We start from the raw sequence: 15832 nt of genomic DNA on the forward strand, positions 1-15832 counted from the left end.
CGCAGCGGTGCCCATCAGCCCAATGTCGGCGAATGCTCAAGCAACGTGCGGGTATACGCCGCCTGGGGCTGGTCCAGCACCTGGTCCACCGCGCCCTGCTCCACTACCCGCCCCGTTTTCAGCACCAGCACCCGGTCGGCAATCGCCCGTACCACGCCCAGGTCGTGGGTCACGAATAGCAACGTCAAGCCGTCACGCTGTAGTTGGCGCAGCAGGTCGAGGATTGAGGCTTGTACCGAGACATCCAGCGCCGAGGTGATTTCATCGCAGATCAGCAGGGTCGGCTCACACAGCAGGGCCCGGGCAATGGCCACGCGCTGGCGTTCGCCGCCCGACAGGCTGTGGGGATACAGGTCGGCCACCGAGGCTGCCAGCGAGACACGCTTGAGTACGCCATGCACTCGTTCGCGGGCAGCTTGGCCGTTGATCGCGAAAAAGTGCTGCAGCGGTGCGCTGAGGGTCTGGTACACGGTTTGCCGGGGGTTCAAGGCGCGGTACGGGTTCTGGAAGATGTATTGGATCTGGTGGCGCAGCCCCGCGTCCCGTTGCCTCGCCTGGAGGGGCAAGGGGCGCCCGGCATAATGCAGCTCGCCCTCGGCGTTCTCGCCAAGACCGGCGACGGCCCGGGCCAGGCTGGTCTTGCCGGAGCCCGACTCACCCACCAGCGCCAGGCATTCGCCCGGGCGCAGTTGCAACGACACCTCGAACAACACCTGGCGGTCATAGGCGACGTTCAGGCCGGATATCTCCAGCAACGGCGCAGCGGTTTGCCCATGACTGTCGGCAATCGGTGTCAGGGCAATGACCTGCGGCGGTTGGTCATGGGGGTCGAAACAGGCCACCGTGTGGCCCTGCGCAAACGCCTGCAACGCAGGCTCGGCCAGCGCGCAACGTGGGCCAAAACGCGCGCAGCGCGGGCCGAAACCACAGCCCTGGGGGCGTTGCCCAGGCGCTGGGGCGTGGCCGGCGATGGCCTGTAATTCGCGGCGCCCGGCCACATCGGGGATCGCCGCCAACAAGCCTCGGGTATACGGATGGGACGGCAGGCTGAACAGTGCGGCGCGGCTGGCGGATTCGACGATACGCCCGGCATACATGACCATCACCCGGTCCACCAGATCCTTGATCACCGCCAAGTCATGGGACACATACACCGCCGCCACGCCCTGGCTTTTGCACAGCCGGCGCAACGTGGCGAGGATGTGTGCCTGGGTGCTGACGTCCAGGGCCGTGGTCGGCTCATCCAGCACAATCAGGCGCGGGCGCAGGACGAAGGCCAGCGCCAGCATCACCCGCTGTTGCTGACCACCGGACAATTGATGGGGAAAGCGCCGCAGGAACTCATGGTCGCCGGGCAAGCCCACGTCGACCAGGGTCTGGGCAATGCGCTGCTGTTGTGTGGCGCGATCGAGAGGGCGTTGATGGGCGGCCAGGGTTTCGGCCAACAACGTGCCAATGCGCAACGCCGGGTTCAGCGCGGTGGCAGGGTCCTGGGCAACGTAGCCGATCAGGCTGCCACGGGCCTGGCGCAAGGCTTCGCCGTGCAGCTCCAACAAGGCCTGGCCGGCCACCTGCACCTGCCCGCCAACGATGCGTGCGCCGCGCCGGGCATGGGCCAGCAAGGCCGTGGCCAGGGTGGTCTTGCCCGAGCCGGACTCCCCCACCAGGCCCAGAATTTCACCGGCCTGCAGGGTGAAGGACACCCCGGACACCACATCCACCTGGCCCGGCAGTTCCACCCGCAAGTCCTGGACCTGCAACACCCGGGTGTCGATTTCGGTAATGGCGTTCATGGCTGTTTTTCTCCCATCCGCGCACTGCTGCGGCCGATGCCTTCGGCGAGGATATTGGTGCCGTAGGCAAATACGCCGATCAGCAGCGCCGGCGCGAGCACGGCCCAGGGCTGGACCAGCAGCCCGGCCTGGTTTTCGTTGATCATCAGGCCCCAGTCCGCCGTCGGCGGGGCCACGCCATAGCCGAGGAAGCTCAGGCCCGAGAGCATGCCTACACCCCAGGTCAGCATGTTGCCCAAGTGCACCAACAACGGCGTGAGGATGTTCGGCAGGATCTCCTGGAACAGAATGCGCCGTCGGGAATAGCCCATCATCTGCGCCGCCTCGACAAACTCCTGCCCCGCCACGGCCACCGCGCTGGCCCGCGCCAGGCGGATCACCCCAGGGATGAACGCGATCGACACCGTGAGCACAATCAGCCACGGCGCACGCCCGAGCATCGACACGATCAACAGCACCAGGATCAGGTCGGGAAACGCCAGGCAGACGTCTGCCGACCAGGTAATCAACTGATCCAGGCGCCGCCGCGACAGGCCCGCGAGCAAGCCCAGGGTGGTACCGATGGCCAGGGCGATGACCGCCGCGGCCACTGACATCCACAACACCGACAGGCCGCCACTGAGCAAGCGCGACAGCACATCGTGACCAAGAAAGTCGTAGCCCAGCCAGGCCCCGACGGCCGGCGCACCGTACACCGGGCCGACCATGTCCGTCGGGCCGTGCGGTGGCAACAGGGGGCCGACCAGGGCCACGGCCACCACCAGCAGGGTAATCACCAAACCTTTGCGGGCCTGGGGTTCAGCCAGCCAGCGCCAAGTGCCAGGGGTCGTCATGCATCACCTCGGGAGCGCCGCCACCACGGGGTAATGCCCCGGCGGTTGCGCTTGATCATGGTCACACGGCGGGCCGTGCGCAGTTTGGGGGTCAGCAGCACCGTCAACAGGTCGGCCAGCAGATTGATCAGCACCACCGCCAGGGTGATCACCAGCACAATGGCCTGGATCATCGGCAGGTCGCGCATCTGGATCGCCGCATTGAGGGCAGTGCCGATGCCGGGGTAGCTGAAGATCACCTCGGCCAGCACCGCGCCGCCGATCAGCGTGCGCAGGGTCAGGGCCACACCCTGGATCGCCGGCACCAGGGCATTGGGCAAGGTGTGGCACCAGACAATGCGCCACCTGGGAATACCGCGCAGGCGCGCGGCGATCACGTAGTCGGATTCCAGCGCGTCAATCAGCGCCGCGCGCACCATGCGCGTCAGATAAGGCAGCGCCGACAGGCTCAGGGCCAACACCGGCAGGATCAGGAACTTAAGTTGGCGCCATAGCGACAGGTCCGGATCGAGGATCGACACGGCCGGCAGCCAGCCCATATGGGGCATGGAAAACAGCAGCACCAGGCCGATGGCCAGGAGAAACCCCGGCGTGGCCTTGAGGAAAATCAACAGCGACAGGCTCCAGCGGTCCAGGGTGCTGTCCCGGCGCAAAGCCAGGGACACGCCAAGCACCAGGGCTGCCGGCACCACCAGCGCGATCACCCCGGCAAGCAACGCCAGGGTGTAGCCAAACCGCCCCCAGAGGATGCTGGCCACCGGCGCGTTGGAGTCCAGCGACACCCCCAGTTCACCGCTCAAGGCGGCGCCCAGCCAGCGCACGTATTGCCAGAGGATCGGCTGGTCCAGGCCCAGTTGGCGTTGCAGGGTAAGGATACTTTCCAGCGGCGCATCCGGGCCGAGGATCACCCGCGCCGGGTCGGATGGCAGTGCCTGAGTGGCGATAAACACCACCAGGCTGATGACCCAGGCGGTAAGCAGGCCGTAGCCCAGGCGCCCGATAAACCAGGACAGCCAGGCCGGTGTACGTGGGGCGCGGTGTGGGGTGACGCAGGACGACTCAGACATGGTTCAACCACAACTCATCAAAGCGCCAGGAGGCAAAGGTAGTCTGTTCCGGGCCCAGCCCGCCAACCCGTACCGAGGCGGCATCCAGCACATCGTTGAAGCCCCAGATCAGCAGGCCACCGCGCTCGTGCTGGATCTGCTGGGCCTCGTGCACCAGGCCTTTGCGCAGCGCCAGGTCGGGTTGGGCCAGGGCCTGACGGTACAGGTCGGCGAAACGGGGGTCATGAAAGTTGCTGCGGTTGTAGATCGCCAGGGGCGCGTCGTTGTGCAACGCCGACGCCAGGAAACCCCGGGCCGGGGTCGAGCCGGGCGACACTTGCCATTGTTCCCGCTGCGGGCCGTTGAATACCGCGCCGTCAACCTGGGTCACGCGCACCTCGACCCCGGCCTTTTTTGCCTGCTGGGCGAACACCAGTGCCGCATTGACGCCGGGCCCCGGGGTGCTGGTCAGTTCCACGCGCAGATCGCTTTGCCCGGCCTGGCGCAGCAGTGAACGCGCTTGCTCCAGGTCATACGGGCGCTGGGCCAGCGTGTGGTTGTAGGTCGGGTCGTGGGGCGAATACAGGTCGTTGGCGATTCGCCCAAAGCCGTTGAGGCCACGGTCCACCAGTTCCTGGCGATCGGCCAACAAGCGGAAGGCCTGGCGCACCCGCACATCGTCAAACGGTGGCTTGGCCAGGTTGAGGTTCAAACCGGTAAACGAGGTACTTGGCGAGACACACAGGCTCAACCGCGCATCGGCCTTGAGCAAGGCGCTGTGTTCAGCCTGCACCCCACTGGCGACGTCAATTTGCCCGGCGCGCAGGGCTGCGACGCGCGACACCTGATCCTTGAATTCAATGATTTCCAGCTCGTCGGCGTATGGCTGGCCGGGCTTGTAGTAGTTTTCAAAGCGGCTGTAGAGCGAGCGCTGGCCAGGAACAAAACGCTTGAGCTTGTAGGGCCCGGCGCCGACCGGGTTGGTCACCGGGTCGTAGTCGGTGGGGACAATGCCGCCAAAGCTGATCAGGGTTTCATCCAGGGGGAAAAAGCTCTGCCCCTGCTTGAAGCGGATTTCGATGGTGCGCTCATCGAGCTTGCGCAAGGCATTGCGGTCAATCGCCCCCACCAGCCCGGCAAACGGTGACGCCAGCTTGGGATCGGTCAGGCGCAGCAGCGAGAACAGCATGTCATCGGCGCCAATGGTCTTGCCGTGATGAAACTCCAGGCCCGGCTTGATGCGGATGGTCCAGGCGCTGGCATCGGCATTCGGCTCGGCGAATTCGGCCAGGGCCAGGCGGGTGCTGACGTCGGTGTTCCATTCCCAGAACTTGCTGTACAGCGCCCAGCCCCGGATGATCCCGCCGCCCACCGGCTTGTGGGCATCGAGGTTGCCGGACTGGTCGCCCTCGATAATGCCGATACGCAGGCGTCCGCCACTCACCGGCTTGCTCGACAGCAGCACCGCGCCCTGGCTGGCCGGGCCTGCGTCGCAGCCACCGAGCAGCAAACCGCCGCCCAGCGCCAGGCTGCTGCCGAGGAAGGCTCGGCGGGAAAATCCATCACCCATACTCAGGCCTCATCCAGCTGCACGAGCTTGTGGGTGACGCCCAGACGCGGCACGTCAAAGCCGTGGTCCAGCTCCAGCAGCGGGAACAACAGGTCCGCCACGCGGTGCGCTTCGTCGATCAGCGGGAAACCGGAAAGGATAAAGGCCGAGGTACCCTGGGCCTCGTACTCGCGGATACGCTCGGCAACCTGCTCGGCGCTGCCCACCAGGTAAGTGCCCGCCGCAGGGCCGAGGATATTGAAGCCAAACAGGCTTGGGCCGAGCCATACATTGGGGTAGATCTCCAGGTCGCGGGCGGTGGGCAGGCGGCCCGCACGAATGGTCTCGAGGTTGCGCTGGGTCTGTGGATCGTCGCTGTGGAACTCATCGAAGCTGACGCCGGCCGGCAACTGGCGTTCGATGGCGTTGCGTGCGGTTTGCAGCGAGGTGCGTTGCAGCAGTTTCTCGGCGTGGGCCCACGCCTCTTCTTCGGTCTCGCGCACGATGATTTGCAGGCGCGTGCCAAAGGTCAGTTCGCGGCCGATTTTTGCGGCTTCGACGGCCACCTTGCGAAACTTGTCGCCCAGCTTGGGCGGGGTATTGGCAAAACTCAGATAGACGTCGAGCAACTGCACCGAATGGGCCACGCCGGGCCCGGAAGTACCGGCGCCCCACAAAGGGATCCCGGGTTTCTGGCGCGGCGGATGCCAGCCACCCAAAGGATGATTGGCGGCGCCGGGGGCACGGGGGGCGAGCTTGACGTACTGGCCGTCGAAACCGCTGGTATCGCCGGCGTAGAAACCCTGGAACGCCCGCCAGTATTCGAGGCTGAAGGCATAACGTTCGTCGTGGGGGTAATGCACGCCGAGGGTGGCCAGGCCGGCGTCGTTGCCGTTGACCACGTTGAACAGCAGGCGGCCGTTGGAGAACTGGTCGAAGGTCAACGCCCACTTGGCCAGGACCGCCGGCGACAGCTCGCCGGGGTGTTGCGCCACCAGAAAACGCAGGCGCTGGGTCGCGTCGATCAGCGAGGCGGCGACCACCAGGCTTTCGTTGGGGCTGGAGCCGAGCAGCGAACCGTAGAAGCCCAGGCGGTCACTGGCGATGGCCAACTGCTTGAGGTGTTCGAAGTCGGTTTTCCAGCGGCCTTCGGGCTCCCAAGGGTATGGCCCATCGGGGGTGGTGAGGTACCAGAGGATTTTTACAGCCATGGCAAAGTGTCCTTGAAAACATTCTATAAAACGCCAGGCAATCGGCGTTCGGCATACCGGCTTCATCGCTGGCAAGCCAGCTCCTACAAAGGTGATGCGACGCCGGCCCACTGTAGGAGCCGGCTTGCCGGCGATAGCGGTAAACCAGCTCCCACAAGGGTCAGGGGCGGCGGTCGATGGCCGGGACCAGGCCCAGGGCCGTGGCTTGCTCATACAGGCCGCTCATTTTCCATTGCTGGGTCAGCACCCCAGGGCCGTAGGCGCGGGAGCCGCCCAGGGCGTCGGCGAGCAATTGCAGTTGCGCACCCTCCTCCAGCAACACAATGAATTCTGCGGTGGCGCGCAGGCCCTGCTTGCCCCACACCGTGGCGCCGCCGTTGGCTTCGAGGATCGCCAGGTTGAAAGGGTTCTCGGCGATTTTGTCGAGGATGAAGTCCACTTCCTGCTGGCGTCGGTCGATGTACACCGGCAGCTCGCGGGCCAGTTGGTAACGCTGCACCGGCACGTAGTGGAACGGCAAGGTGCGGTGGGTCTGGGCCCAGGCGCCGAGGTACGGCGAGTGCACGTGGGACACGGTGGTCACGTCCGGGTGCTGCTCGAACAGCTTGGTGTAGCGCCCTGCCCCGCCCTTGCCATTGCCGTAGATCAGGTTGCCGGCAAAGTCGCTGACCGTGGCCTGTAGCGGCTTGCGGTAGTTCCAGGGCCCACCGTAGTTGACGGACACCAGCAGCTCTTCGCCGGGCACGCGCTCGACAAAGCCGACCGTGCCATTGGCGGTGATGGTGTTGGTTTCGCGGAACACGGTGAAGGCCTCTTCGGCTTCCAGCAGCACCTTGTCGATGAAGTCTTGCAGGGGCTGGCTGATGGGTTGAGCGAGGACAATCGCAGTCATGGGGTTTCTCCAGGTTCAGGCGCGGCGCTTGGCCAACAGTTCATGGGCAGCTTGCAGGGGGCGCGGGTCGACCCAGTCGGCGATGGCGAAATCGCGCTCCAGGAAGCCGTGCAGGTAGAGGAAATCTTTCTGGACACCGAGAAATTCCAGGCGCTGGGCCGACAAATCCGGCGCCAATGTGGTGTGGAAGTCGCCGCGATAGGCCTCGGCCACACCGGCACTGCCGGCGCGGGTTTCTTCTTCGAGGATGGCGTTCAGGGCCTCACGGTTATTCGCCGCCCAGTCGGCGGCGCCAAGGGTTTGCGCGAGGAAGCGCACCACCAGGTCGAAATGGTTGTCCAGCAGGTCCTGGTGGACCGTGATCGGGCGTGGCGTGCCGTTGTTGATGCGGTAGCGCGGCTCGGCGATCAGGTCCAGGTCAATGCCCACCACCAGCCCCAGGCGGCGCGCGGCATCGGCGGCCGATGCGCCCTTGACGTACACCGCATCCACCTCGCCACGCACCAGGTAATCCAGGCCGGACCACAGGCGCTGCAAACCCTGCTGCGGGTCAGGCGCCTGTTGTTGGTCCTGCAACGCCACTTCCACCAGCTGTACATCGTCAAAGCCCAGGCCGGCCAGGCTCAGCGCGCCTTTGTAGCCATGCAGGCTCATGGCCCGGGCGATGCTGCCGGGACGGTTGTCGCCCCAGGCCGGCAGCGCCAGGCGCTTGCCTTTGAGGTCTGCGGGACGACTGATGCCGGAGTCCGGGCGGACCAGGATGGTTTGCCACTCTTCAATCCAGGTCAGGCCGATCAGCCGGCTTGGTGCACCACCCGCGCGGGCGGCCAATGCCGGGACGTTGCCGCCTTCGCGAAACAGCCCCGGCAGGTCGTGATCGTAATGGTGACGGCCCAGTTGACGAGCCTCCTGCAATGTGGCGACCGGCAGGCCGTCGGCGGCGAATTCCTCGCTCAACCAACCCAGCTTGTAGGCGATCCCGGAAGCGGTCGGCACCGGGCAACGGGTGAACCAGATCTGCTCCAGGGTGGGCGTGGGCAAGACAGCGCAAAGGGTCATAGGCAGCTCCATTGAATTGGGCAAGGCAGTTGCCGGGAGCTATTGCAGAGGCCGTGCCAAATGGCCAAAGCCCCGCTACGCAAGGGCTTGGCGCAAACGTCAGGCAGAGGGCTGCTGGCCTGCCAACAGCACTGCTGCTGACCCAGCAGCCGGCGTGACGCGGCTGCTGCTCCAGCAACACCCCGCCCGCCGCAAGCCCGCATTTAGGCGTTGGCGCAGAACTTGCTCAAGCCCCTTCAACACCGCACTCCCCTGTAGGAGCGGGATCTAGCATAAGGATGAGTAGCAATGACCACGTTCGAACAGGCACCCACACGCCAACTGCACAGCGAGGCTGAGGCCATCGCCGTCGCCCGGGAGATCGCCCTGGAGATCGCCCGGATCGCCGCCGACCCCCAGCAAAACGGCCAACTGCCTTGGCGCCAGGCCCAGCTGTTGTCCGAAAGCGGCCTGACCGCCATCGGCGTGCCCAAGGCCTTTGGCGGGCTGGGTGCCTCGGTGCAGACCATCGTCGAAACCGTACGCCTGGTCTCGGTGGCCGATGGCGGCGTCGGCCAGTTGCTGCAAATCCATAACGTGATGCTGCGCGGGATTTTCAGCGGCTACAGCGACGCCGTGCGCGATCGACTGATTGCCGATGTACTGGCCGGCAAACGTTTCGGCAACGCCCTGGCGGAAGTGGGCGGGAAAAACAAGTTCGCCCTCAAGACCCGCGTCGAACGCCGCGCCGACGGCAAGCTGGTGCTCAATGGCAGCAAGTTCTACTCCACCGGTTCCTACCTCGCCGAGTGGATCTCGCTGACCGCAGCCAGTGACGATGGCGGCGCCAGCGTGCTGCTCAACCGCAATACCCCGGGCCTGACCCTGCTCGATGACTGGGAGGCCTTCGGCCAGAAAAACTCGGTCAGTGGTACCGTGCGCTTTGACGCTATCGAACTGGACGAAGCCTTCGTCTCGCAACGCAAGGGCCCGATGAAACGCACCGGGCTGACCTTCCCGCAGATCCTCCACGCCGCCATCGACACCGGGATTGCGGCCGGCGCGCTGGGCGCCGCCGTCGATTACCTCAAGCACAACGCCCGGCCATGGGTGGAAAGCGGCGTGGACCACGCCAATGAAGAACCGCACATCATCAAGCAGGTCGGCGAGTACGCCGTGGCCTTGCGCGCGGCCGAGTCACTGTTGCGCGACGCCGCGCGGGTGTTCGACCAGCATGAACTGGACCCGGAAAACAAAGAGCTGCAAGACGAGTTGATCCTGTCGGTGGCCACTGCGCGGGCGCATTCGGACGCTGCTTCGCTGAAGATCTCCAGTGATATTTTCTCGCTGCTGGGCGCCAGCTCGTCCCTGAGCAAATGGAACCTGGACCGCTTCTGGCGCAATGCCCGGGTGCACACCACCCATGACCCGATCCGCTGGCGCTTGCACCACGTGGGCAACTACTACCTCAACGGCGTGGACCCGGGCGAATACACCGCGATCCTCAATGCCAAGCAGACCCAGGGCGCTACCACCCGCTAACCCCCTCCCTGGCAGGAGCCGGCTTGCCGGCGATGGCGCCCTTGAAACCGGCGCATGGCTTGCGGGCCCGATCGCTGGCAAGCCAGCTCCTACAGGGTTTTGATTGAGCTTTTCATGAGCGAAAAACATCCTCTTTTACGCAGCCTGGCGATCTACCGGGAGATGCCCTGGCGCTTCTGCCTGGTGGCCGCGCTGTATGTGGCGATCAACCTCGGGCTGGTCTGGCAGCAGTGGCTGATCGGCCATGCGGTCAACGATGTCAGCGCCGGGCACGCGGTGGTACGCCAGGCGGATGGCAGCCTCGACGCCAGCCTTGGCTGGTACTGGCTGGGGTTGATGCTGGCCGTGGCGCTGGGGCGCGGGGTGTTGCAATACGCGGCCAGCGTGCTGTCCCTGGTGCTCAGCCAGGAGCTGCTGACGCGCCTGCGTGAGCGCATTCTCGACCAGGTGCAGAACCTGCACCTGGGCTATCACTGGCAACACGGCATGGGCGAGATGATCACCCGTACCACCCGCGATGCCGACAAGGTGCGCGATGCGCTGATCAGCTTTTGGCGCCAGGTGGTAGAAACACCGCTGGTGGTGCTGGCCACGGTGGGCTTGTTGAGCTGGTATCACCCGCTGCTGGGCCTGGTGCCGTTGCTGTTGACCGTCACCGGCCTGTGGATTTTCGTGCGCCAGACCGAGCGCCTGGTGAGCCTGGATCGCGCCGTGGGCGCGGCCTACGACCGGGTCAACCAGGACCTGAGCGAAGGCATCGGTGGGGTGCGGGTGATCAAGTCATTTGCCCTGGAGCAGCAGCGCATCAACGGCTTCTCCAGCCAGGTGGCGGTGTTTGCCAGCCTCGCACGCCAGGCCCTGGCCTATTCCAGCTCGCGCATCCCCCTGCCCCAGGCGGTGGTCGCGTTCGGCCATGTGTGGATCCTGGTGTACGGCGCCCATCTGGTGGCGGCCGGGCAGTTGAACATCGGTGAACTGGTGACCTCACTGCTGATCGCCACCACCCTGGTATTTCGTATCGAGGGCATTGGCCGGGTGATGCAGACCTTCGCCGACGCCCGGGCCAGTGCCGAACGCATCTGGCAGTTGCTCGACGCGCCGCTGGCGATTGGCGACGGCAGCGCGAGCCTGCCCGCCAGCCCCCTGGGCTTGCGCCTGGAGCACGTCAGCGTCAGCGCTCCGGGGGGTGGCCGCGACATTTTGCAGGATTGCTCGCTGACCTTGCAGCCTGGGGAGATCGTCGCCCTGGTGGGCGCCACCGGTACCGGCAAGAGCCTGCTGGCCAGCCTGTTGCCGCGCCTGACCGACGTCAGTGCCGGGCGCGTGCTGCTGGGTTCGGCGCAGGACGGTTGGCAGGATATCCGCAGCCTGAACCTCGCACAGTTGCGTCGCCGCGTGCATGTGGTGCCTCAGGAGAGTTTCCTGTTTGCCGGCAGCCTGGCGGCCAACCTGCGCCTGAGCGCACCCAGCGCCACCGATGAACAACTGCACGCAGCGCTGCGCATGGCAGCAGCCGATGACGTCTTGCAGCGCTTGCCCCAGGGCCTGGAAACCCCCCTGGGCGATCGCGGCGTCAGCTTGTCGGGCGGTCAGCGTCAACGCCTGTGCCTGGCGCGGGCGCTGCTCGGTGCGCCAGACATTCTGTGCCTGGACGACGCCACCAGCGCCCTCGATGCAATCAGCGAGCGCCTGGTGCTGCACAACCTGCGGCAACTGCGCGGCACCACGGTGCTGGTGATCTCCAGCAAGCTCTCGACCATCCTCCTGGCCGACCGGGTGCTGATGCTCGAAGGCGGCAAGATCGCCGCCGAGGGACCCCATGCCCAGCTGCAACACACCAACGCGCACTACCGCGACCTGCTAGGGATCGACCATGGCTAATCCAATCGCCGGCAAAGCCTTGAGCGATATCGAAATCGAAGAAATGCTTGCCAAGAAGGCCCTGGACCGCAGCATGTTCAAGCGCCTGCTGCCGTTGCTGCAGCCGATCCGCCGGCAGATCCTGGCAGTGATCGGCATTGAAGTGCTGCTGGTGTTCACCGTGTTCCTGCGCCCCTGGTTTGTGCGTGAACTGCTGGACCGCGGCCTGGTACAACAAGCCGAGCACTGGTTGCTGGATGAGCGCCTGGTGCTATGGCTGGGCCTCGGGTTGGCCGCCAGTTGGCTGCTGCGTTTCCTGTTGGCCGGGGTGTCGCAGTTCATCGCCGGGGGCGCGGCGATTGGGGTGCTCAACGCCCTGCGCGTGCGGGTGTTTGCCCATGTCCAGGGCTTGAGTGTCAGCTACTTCGACCAGACCCGGGCCGGGCGCATCATTTCCCGGGTCGATCGCGATGTGGATGCCCTCGAACCGCTGCTGATCCAGGGCCCGCCGGAACTGCTCGGGGCCCTGCTGCGGTGTGGGCTGGCCTCGGTGATGCTGTGGCGCATCGACCCGCGCTTCTTCCTCAGCCTGGTGGCGACGGTACCGCTGCTGGTGTTGGCGACCTGGAGCTTCAAGCGGATATCCCAGCGCAACTGGGCCAGGGTCGCGGAAAACCGCAGCCGCTTTACCGCACACCTGGTGGAAAGCGTCAGCGGCGCACGCCTGTTGCAACAGTGCGCCCAGCAAGGGCCGAACCTGCGGCGCTATCGTGGCCTGCTGGATGACTTCAACCAGGCCTTGATTCGCGGCAGCTTGCGCTCCAGCTGGTTTGCGCCGTTTACCGCACTGCTCAGCTCGGCGGGGATTGCCGTGCTGTTGCTGGTGGGCGCCTATGGCCTGGCGGCGGGTGATGTGACCGTGGGCCAGGTCGCGGAGAGCCTGTTTTATGTGTTCTTGTTCCTTGGGCCGTTGCAGGAGCTGTCCGACCTGTTCGAGCGCTACGCCACGGGGTCGGCCAGTGCCCAGCGGATTTTCCTGCTGCTCGATACCCGGGCGCAGATCACCGACTGCGCCGCGCCTGCCACCTTGGCGCGGGCGCGGGGTGAAGTGCACTTCCAGGGGGTGGGGTTCAGCTATACGCCGGGGGCGCAGGCACCGGTGATCAACAATCTCGACCTGCACATCCCCGCCGGCCAAGTGCTGGCGATTGTCGGCCCTTCCGGGCATGGCAAAAGTACCTTGGTGCAACTGCTGACGCGCTTCTACGAGGTACAGACGGGGGCGGTGCTGCTTGACGGCATCGATGTGCGCGAACTGGCGCAACACACCCTGCGGCGCAACGTCGGGGTGGTGCTGCAGGACAACGTGTTGTTCAGCGGCAGCATCCTCGACAACCTGCGCCTGGCGGCACCGGACGCCGATGACAGCCGACTGATCGCCGCAGCCCGCGAACTGGGCGCCGACGAAGTGCTGGAGCGACTGCCCCATCAATATCACACCGAAGTCGGCCCACTGGGTGCACACCTGAGTCACGGCCAGCGGCAACTGGTGTGCCTGGTACGCGCGTACCTGGCGGATCCTGCGGTGCTGGTGCTGGACGAGGCGACGTCGGCGGTGGATATCCATACCGAGCGGCGCATCCAGCGGGCCTTGCGACGGTTGTGCGAGGGGCGCACGGCAATCATCATCGCCCACCGCCTGGCGACGATTCGAGATGCGGATCGCATTGCGGTGGTACGGCATGGACAGGTGGTGGAGCTTGGGCCGCATCGGCAGCTGATTGAACAAGGGGGGGCGTATGCGGCGTTGTACCAGTCGTATCTGCGAGGCGCGCAAGGGGTGGTGCCCGTGGCGGAAACGGTGATATAGGCGCGGGCAAGCCAGCTCCCACAGGGGGCTCTCACTTGGGCAGAGAATTTGGCCACACTGCAAATCACATGTGGGAGCTGGCTTGCCGGCGATGGCGGTGGGTCAGGCAGCCTGTTCTTCGGCTGATGTATTGCTATCGCGGGCAAGCCCGCTCCTACAGGGGACGCTGGCTTGGGCAGAGAATTTGGCCACACTGCAAATCACATGTGGGAGCTGGCTTGCCTGCGATGACGGTGGGTCAGGCAGTATGTTCTTCGGCTGATGTGCCGCTATCGCGGGCAAGCCCGCTCCTACAGGGGACGCTGGCTTGGGTAGAGAATTTGGCCACACTGCAAATCACATGTGGGAGCTGGCTTGCCGGCGATGGCGGTGAGTCAGGCAGTATGTTCTTCGGCTGATGTGCCGCTATCGCGGGTAAGCCTGCTCCTACAGGGGACGCTGGCTTGGGCAGAGAATTTGGCCACACTGCAAATCACATGTGGGAGCTGGCTTGCCGGCGATGGCGGTGGGTCAGGCAGTATGTTCTTCGGCTGATGTATTGCTATCGCGGGCAAGCCCACAGGTAAGCGGCGCGGCAGTTTCGATAAATGAGCGCCCTTAATGCATCACCACAATCCCCATCACCAACACCACCGGCCAGGCCAACATCGCGGCCCGCCACCCCGGGGGCGCATGCCGCAGTTCCATAAACCCATCGGTAATCATCCAGGCCTTGGCCACTGCTGCCAACACCACTATCCACCACAGCCCCGCAGCGCCCGACATGACCGTGCCTACGCTCAGCAGCACCAACGCGCCCCAGCAGGCCAGCAGCCTCACAACACGTACACCAGGGGAAACAACACCACCCATACCAGATCCACCATGTGCCAATAGAGCACCCCTGATTCGAACCCCGACTGGCGCCCCGGTCCATAAGCCCCATGCCAGCAGTGCCACGCCAGCCATGCCAGGATCACCATCCCCAACAGGACATGCAGGAAGTGAAACCCGGTCAGAATCCAGTACAGGGTAAAGAACGTGCTGTGCTCCAGCCCCAGTCCGGCAGCGGCCAGGTGCCCGTACTCGCCGAGCTTGATCCACACATACACCACCGCCACCGACAGCCCCAACAGCAATAACCCACTTGCCCGCCGAGGCTGGCCGGCAAGCCGTTGTTGCTGCGCCAACGCCGCCAGCAGGCCGGCTGTCAGCAGGCTCAGGGTCATAGCCAGGCCGGTGGAGGTATCCAGCTGTGCGCGGCCTTCGGCAAAGGCTTGGGGCTGGAGCATCTGGGCCGCCGCAAAGGCGAGGATCAGCAGCGCAAACACCGAGAGTTCGGCGAGGATGAAGAACCACATCGCCAGGTCGCCCGGCAGGCGCCGTTCAACTGAAGTGAACATCAACCACGTCCATCAGGGCCGCAACGGTTTGCGGATCATCGCTCAGCGCTTCAGCCAGGCACGCCATGCACGCTTCACGCGGGTGCATGCCCGCGGCGATCAGGCGCGCGGTGAAGATCAGCAGGCGCGTCGACGCCACCTCTTCCAGATCATGCTGGTCCAGCCGGCGCAAGGCCTGCCCCAGGCGTACCACCTGGGCCGCCAGGGCGCTGTCTACCTGGGCTTCGCGGGCGACGATGCGTTCTTCTTCCAGGGGCGACGGATAGCCAAAACGCATCGCGACGAAGCGCTGGCGGGTGCTGGGTTTCATGCCCTTGAGCAGGTTCTGGTAACCGGGGTTGTAAGACACCACCAGCATGAACGACGGCGGCGCCTTGAGGACTTCGCCCGTGCGTTCCAGGAACAGCTCGCGACGGTCATCGGCCACCGGGTGCAGGACCACGGCGGTGTCCTGGCGCGCCTCGACCACTTCGTCCAGGTAGCAGATGCCCCCTTCACGCACCGCGCGGGTCAGCGGGCCATCCTGCCACCAGGTGCCCTGGGCGCCGATCAGGTGACGGCCGATCAGGTCGGCGGCGCTGAGGTCGTCGTGGCAGGCCACGGTGTACAGCGGCAGTTGCAGGCGATGGGCCATATGCTGGACGAAGCGGGTCTTGCCGCAGCCGGTGGGGCCCTTGATCAACACTGGCATGCGGTGGCGCCAGGCGTGTTCGAACAACTCATGCTCGTTGTTGACGGCTTGGTAGAAGGGTTCGGTCATGGTGCACCTTGCATGGGCAACGGGTTTGACGGCCACGCTACGGGGCCCTGCGACAA

13 protein-coding genes are annotated in these 15832 nt (G+C 65.3%); 3 read left to right on the forward strand and 10 right to left on the reverse strand.

The genetic code is table 11. The features are described from left to right. Positions 1–14: 14 nt before the first annotated feature. The 7 genes from AC19YY_RS13160 to AC19YY_RS13190 form a co-directional block, all read right to left on the reverse strand. Complete coding sequence (locus tag AC19YY_RS13160; RefSeq protein ID WP_170041273.1) at positions 15–1793, reverse strand: dipeptide ABC transporter ATP-binding protein; 1779 nt, start codon at positions 1791–1793, stop codon at positions 15–17. Beyond that, positions 1790–2626, reverse strand: a complete 837-nt coding sequence (locus AC19YY_RS13165; RefSeq protein ID WP_500604309.1) for an ABC transporter permease — start codon at positions 2624–2626, stop codon at positions 1790–1792. The genes AC19YY_RS13160 and AC19YY_RS13165 overlap by 4 nt, the downstream gene beginning before the upstream one ends. Next, positions 2623–3693, reverse strand: a complete 1071-nt coding sequence (locus AC19YY_RS13170) for an ABC transporter permease (protein ID WP_500604310.1) — start codon at positions 3691–3693, stop codon at positions 2623–2625. The genes AC19YY_RS13165 and AC19YY_RS13170 overlap by 4 nt, the downstream gene beginning before the upstream one ends. Beyond that, the gene (locus AC19YY_RS13175; protein WP_500604311.1) at positions 3686–5242 is read right to left on the reverse strand and encodes an ABC transporter substrate-binding protein; all 1557 of its coding nucleotides are present in this window, start codon (positions 5240–5242) and stop codon (positions 3686–3688) included. Before AC19YY_RS13175 ends, AC19YY_RS13170 begins: the two co-directional genes overlap by 8 nt. 2 nt (positions 5243–5244) lie before the next feature. Further along, the gene (locus AC19YY_RS13180; RefSeq protein WP_500604312.1) at positions 5245–6432 is read right to left on the reverse strand and encodes an LLM class flavin-dependent oxidoreductase; all 1188 of its coding nucleotides are present in this window, start codon (positions 6430–6432) and stop codon (positions 5245–5247) included. A 160-nt stretch (positions 6433–6592) separates the two neighbouring features. After that, entirely contained in the window at positions 6593–7324 is a 732-nt protein-coding gene (locus tag AC19YY_RS13185) for a class II aldolase/adducin family protein (RefSeq protein ID WP_432754223.1), read from the reverse strand. A 15-nt stretch (positions 7325–7339) separates the two neighbouring features. Next, a complete protein-coding gene (locus tag AC19YY_RS13190; protein ID WP_169953135.1) occupies positions 7340–8383 on the reverse strand; it encodes an ABC transporter substrate-binding protein in 1044 nt (347 codons plus the stop codon). A gap of 288 nt (positions 8384–8671) precedes the next feature. On the opposite strand from AC19YY_RS13190, the gene AC19YY_RS13195 reads away from it, so the two are divergent. The 3 genes from AC19YY_RS13195 (at position 8672) to AC19YY_RS13205 (ending at position 13634) form a co-directional block, all read left to right on the forward strand. Then, positions 8672–9904, forward strand: coding sequence for an acyl-CoA dehydrogenase family protein (locus AC19YY_RS13195; RefSeq protein ID WP_169953132.1), 1233 nt, complete (start codon positions 8672–8674; stop codon positions 9902–9904). Positions 9905–10018: 114 nt separating this feature from the next. Next, entirely contained in the window at positions 10019–11785 is a 1767-nt protein-coding gene (locus tag AC19YY_RS13200; RefSeq protein ID WP_500604313.1) for an ABC transporter ATP-binding protein, read from the forward strand. Next, positions 11778–13634: an ABC transporter ATP-binding protein gene (locus AC19YY_RS13205; RefSeq protein WP_500604314.1), complete on the forward strand. Its 1857-nt coding sequence runs from the start codon at positions 11778–11780 to the stop codon at positions 13632–13634. Before AC19YY_RS13200 ends, AC19YY_RS13205 begins: the two co-directional genes overlap by 8 nt. A 597-nt stretch (positions 13635–14231) precedes the next feature. Here AC19YY_RS13205 and AC19YY_RS13210 read toward each other — a convergent pair. The 3 genes from AC19YY_RS13210 to AC19YY_RS13220 are packed head-to-tail and all read right to left on the reverse strand — an operon-like array spanning position 14232 to position 15776. Next, positions 14232–14453: a cytochrome C oxidase subunit IV family protein gene (locus AC19YY_RS13210; protein WP_407073414.1), complete on the reverse strand. Its 222-nt coding sequence runs from the start codon at positions 14451–14453 to the stop codon at positions 14232–14234. Then, on the reverse strand, positions 14450–15016 hold the full coding sequence (locus tag AC19YY_RS13215) for a cytochrome c oxidase subunit 3 (protein ID WP_500604315.1): 567 nt from the start codon (positions 15014–15016) through the stop codon (positions 14450–14452). Before AC19YY_RS13215 ends, AC19YY_RS13210 begins: the two co-directional genes overlap by 4 nt. Further along, positions 15000–15776, reverse strand: coding sequence for a CbbQ/NirQ/NorQ/GpvN family protein (locus AC19YY_RS13220; RefSeq protein WP_169953120.1), 777 nt, complete (start codon positions 15774–15776; stop codon positions 15000–15002). Before AC19YY_RS13220 ends, AC19YY_RS13215 begins: the two co-directional genes overlap by 17 nt. Between the last annotated feature and the right edge of the window lie 56 nt (positions 15777–15832).

Source organism: Pseudomonas sp. MF09156, assembly GCF_059862305.1.

Coding starts and splice junctions, on each gene's coding strand:
- AC19YY_RS13195 (WP_169953132.1), top strand. CDS start 8,672: ATGACCACGTTCGAACAGGCACCCACACGCCAACTGCACAGCGAGGCT.
- AC19YY_RS13220 (WP_169953120.1), bottom strand. CDS start 15,776: ATGACCGAACCCTTCTACCAAGCCGTCAACAACGAGCATGAGTTGTTC.
- AC19YY_RS13160 (WP_170041273.1), bottom strand. CDS start 1,793: ATGAACGCCATTACCGAAATCGACACCCGGGTGTTGCAGGTCCAGGAC.
- AC19YY_RS13205 (WP_500604314.1), top strand. CDS start 11,778: ATGGCTAATCCAATCGCCGGCAAAGCCTTGAGCGATATCGAAATCGAA.
- AC19YY_RS13185 (WP_432754223.1), bottom strand. CDS start 7,324: ATGACTGCGATTGTCCTCGCTCAACCCATCAGCCAGCCCCTGCAAGAC.
- AC19YY_RS13175 (WP_500604311.1), bottom strand. CDS start 5,242: ATGGGTGATGGATTTTCCCGCCGAGCCTTCCTCGGCAGCAGCCTGGCG.
- AC19YY_RS13200 (WP_500604313.1), top strand. CDS start 10,019: ATGAGCGAAAAACATCCTCTTTTACGCAGCCTGGCGATCTACCGGGAG.
- AC19YY_RS13170 (WP_500604310.1), bottom strand. CDS start 3,693: ATGTCTGAGTCGTCCTGCGTCACCCCACACCGCGCCCCACGTACACCG.
- AC19YY_RS13190 (WP_169953135.1), bottom strand. CDS start 8,383: ATGACCCTTTGCGCTGTCTTGCCCACGCCCACCCTGGAGCAGATCTGG.
- AC19YY_RS13180 (WP_500604312.1), bottom strand. CDS start 6,432: ATGGCTGTAAAAATCCTCTGGTACCTCACCACCCCCGATGGGCCATAC.
- AC19YY_RS13165 (WP_500604309.1), bottom strand. CDS start 2,626: ATGACGACCCCTGGCACTTGGCGCTGGCTGGCTGAACCCCAGGCCCGC.
- AC19YY_RS13215 (WP_500604315.1), bottom strand. CDS start 15,016: ATGTTCACTTCAGTTGAACGGCGCCTGCCGGGCGACCTGGCGATGTGG.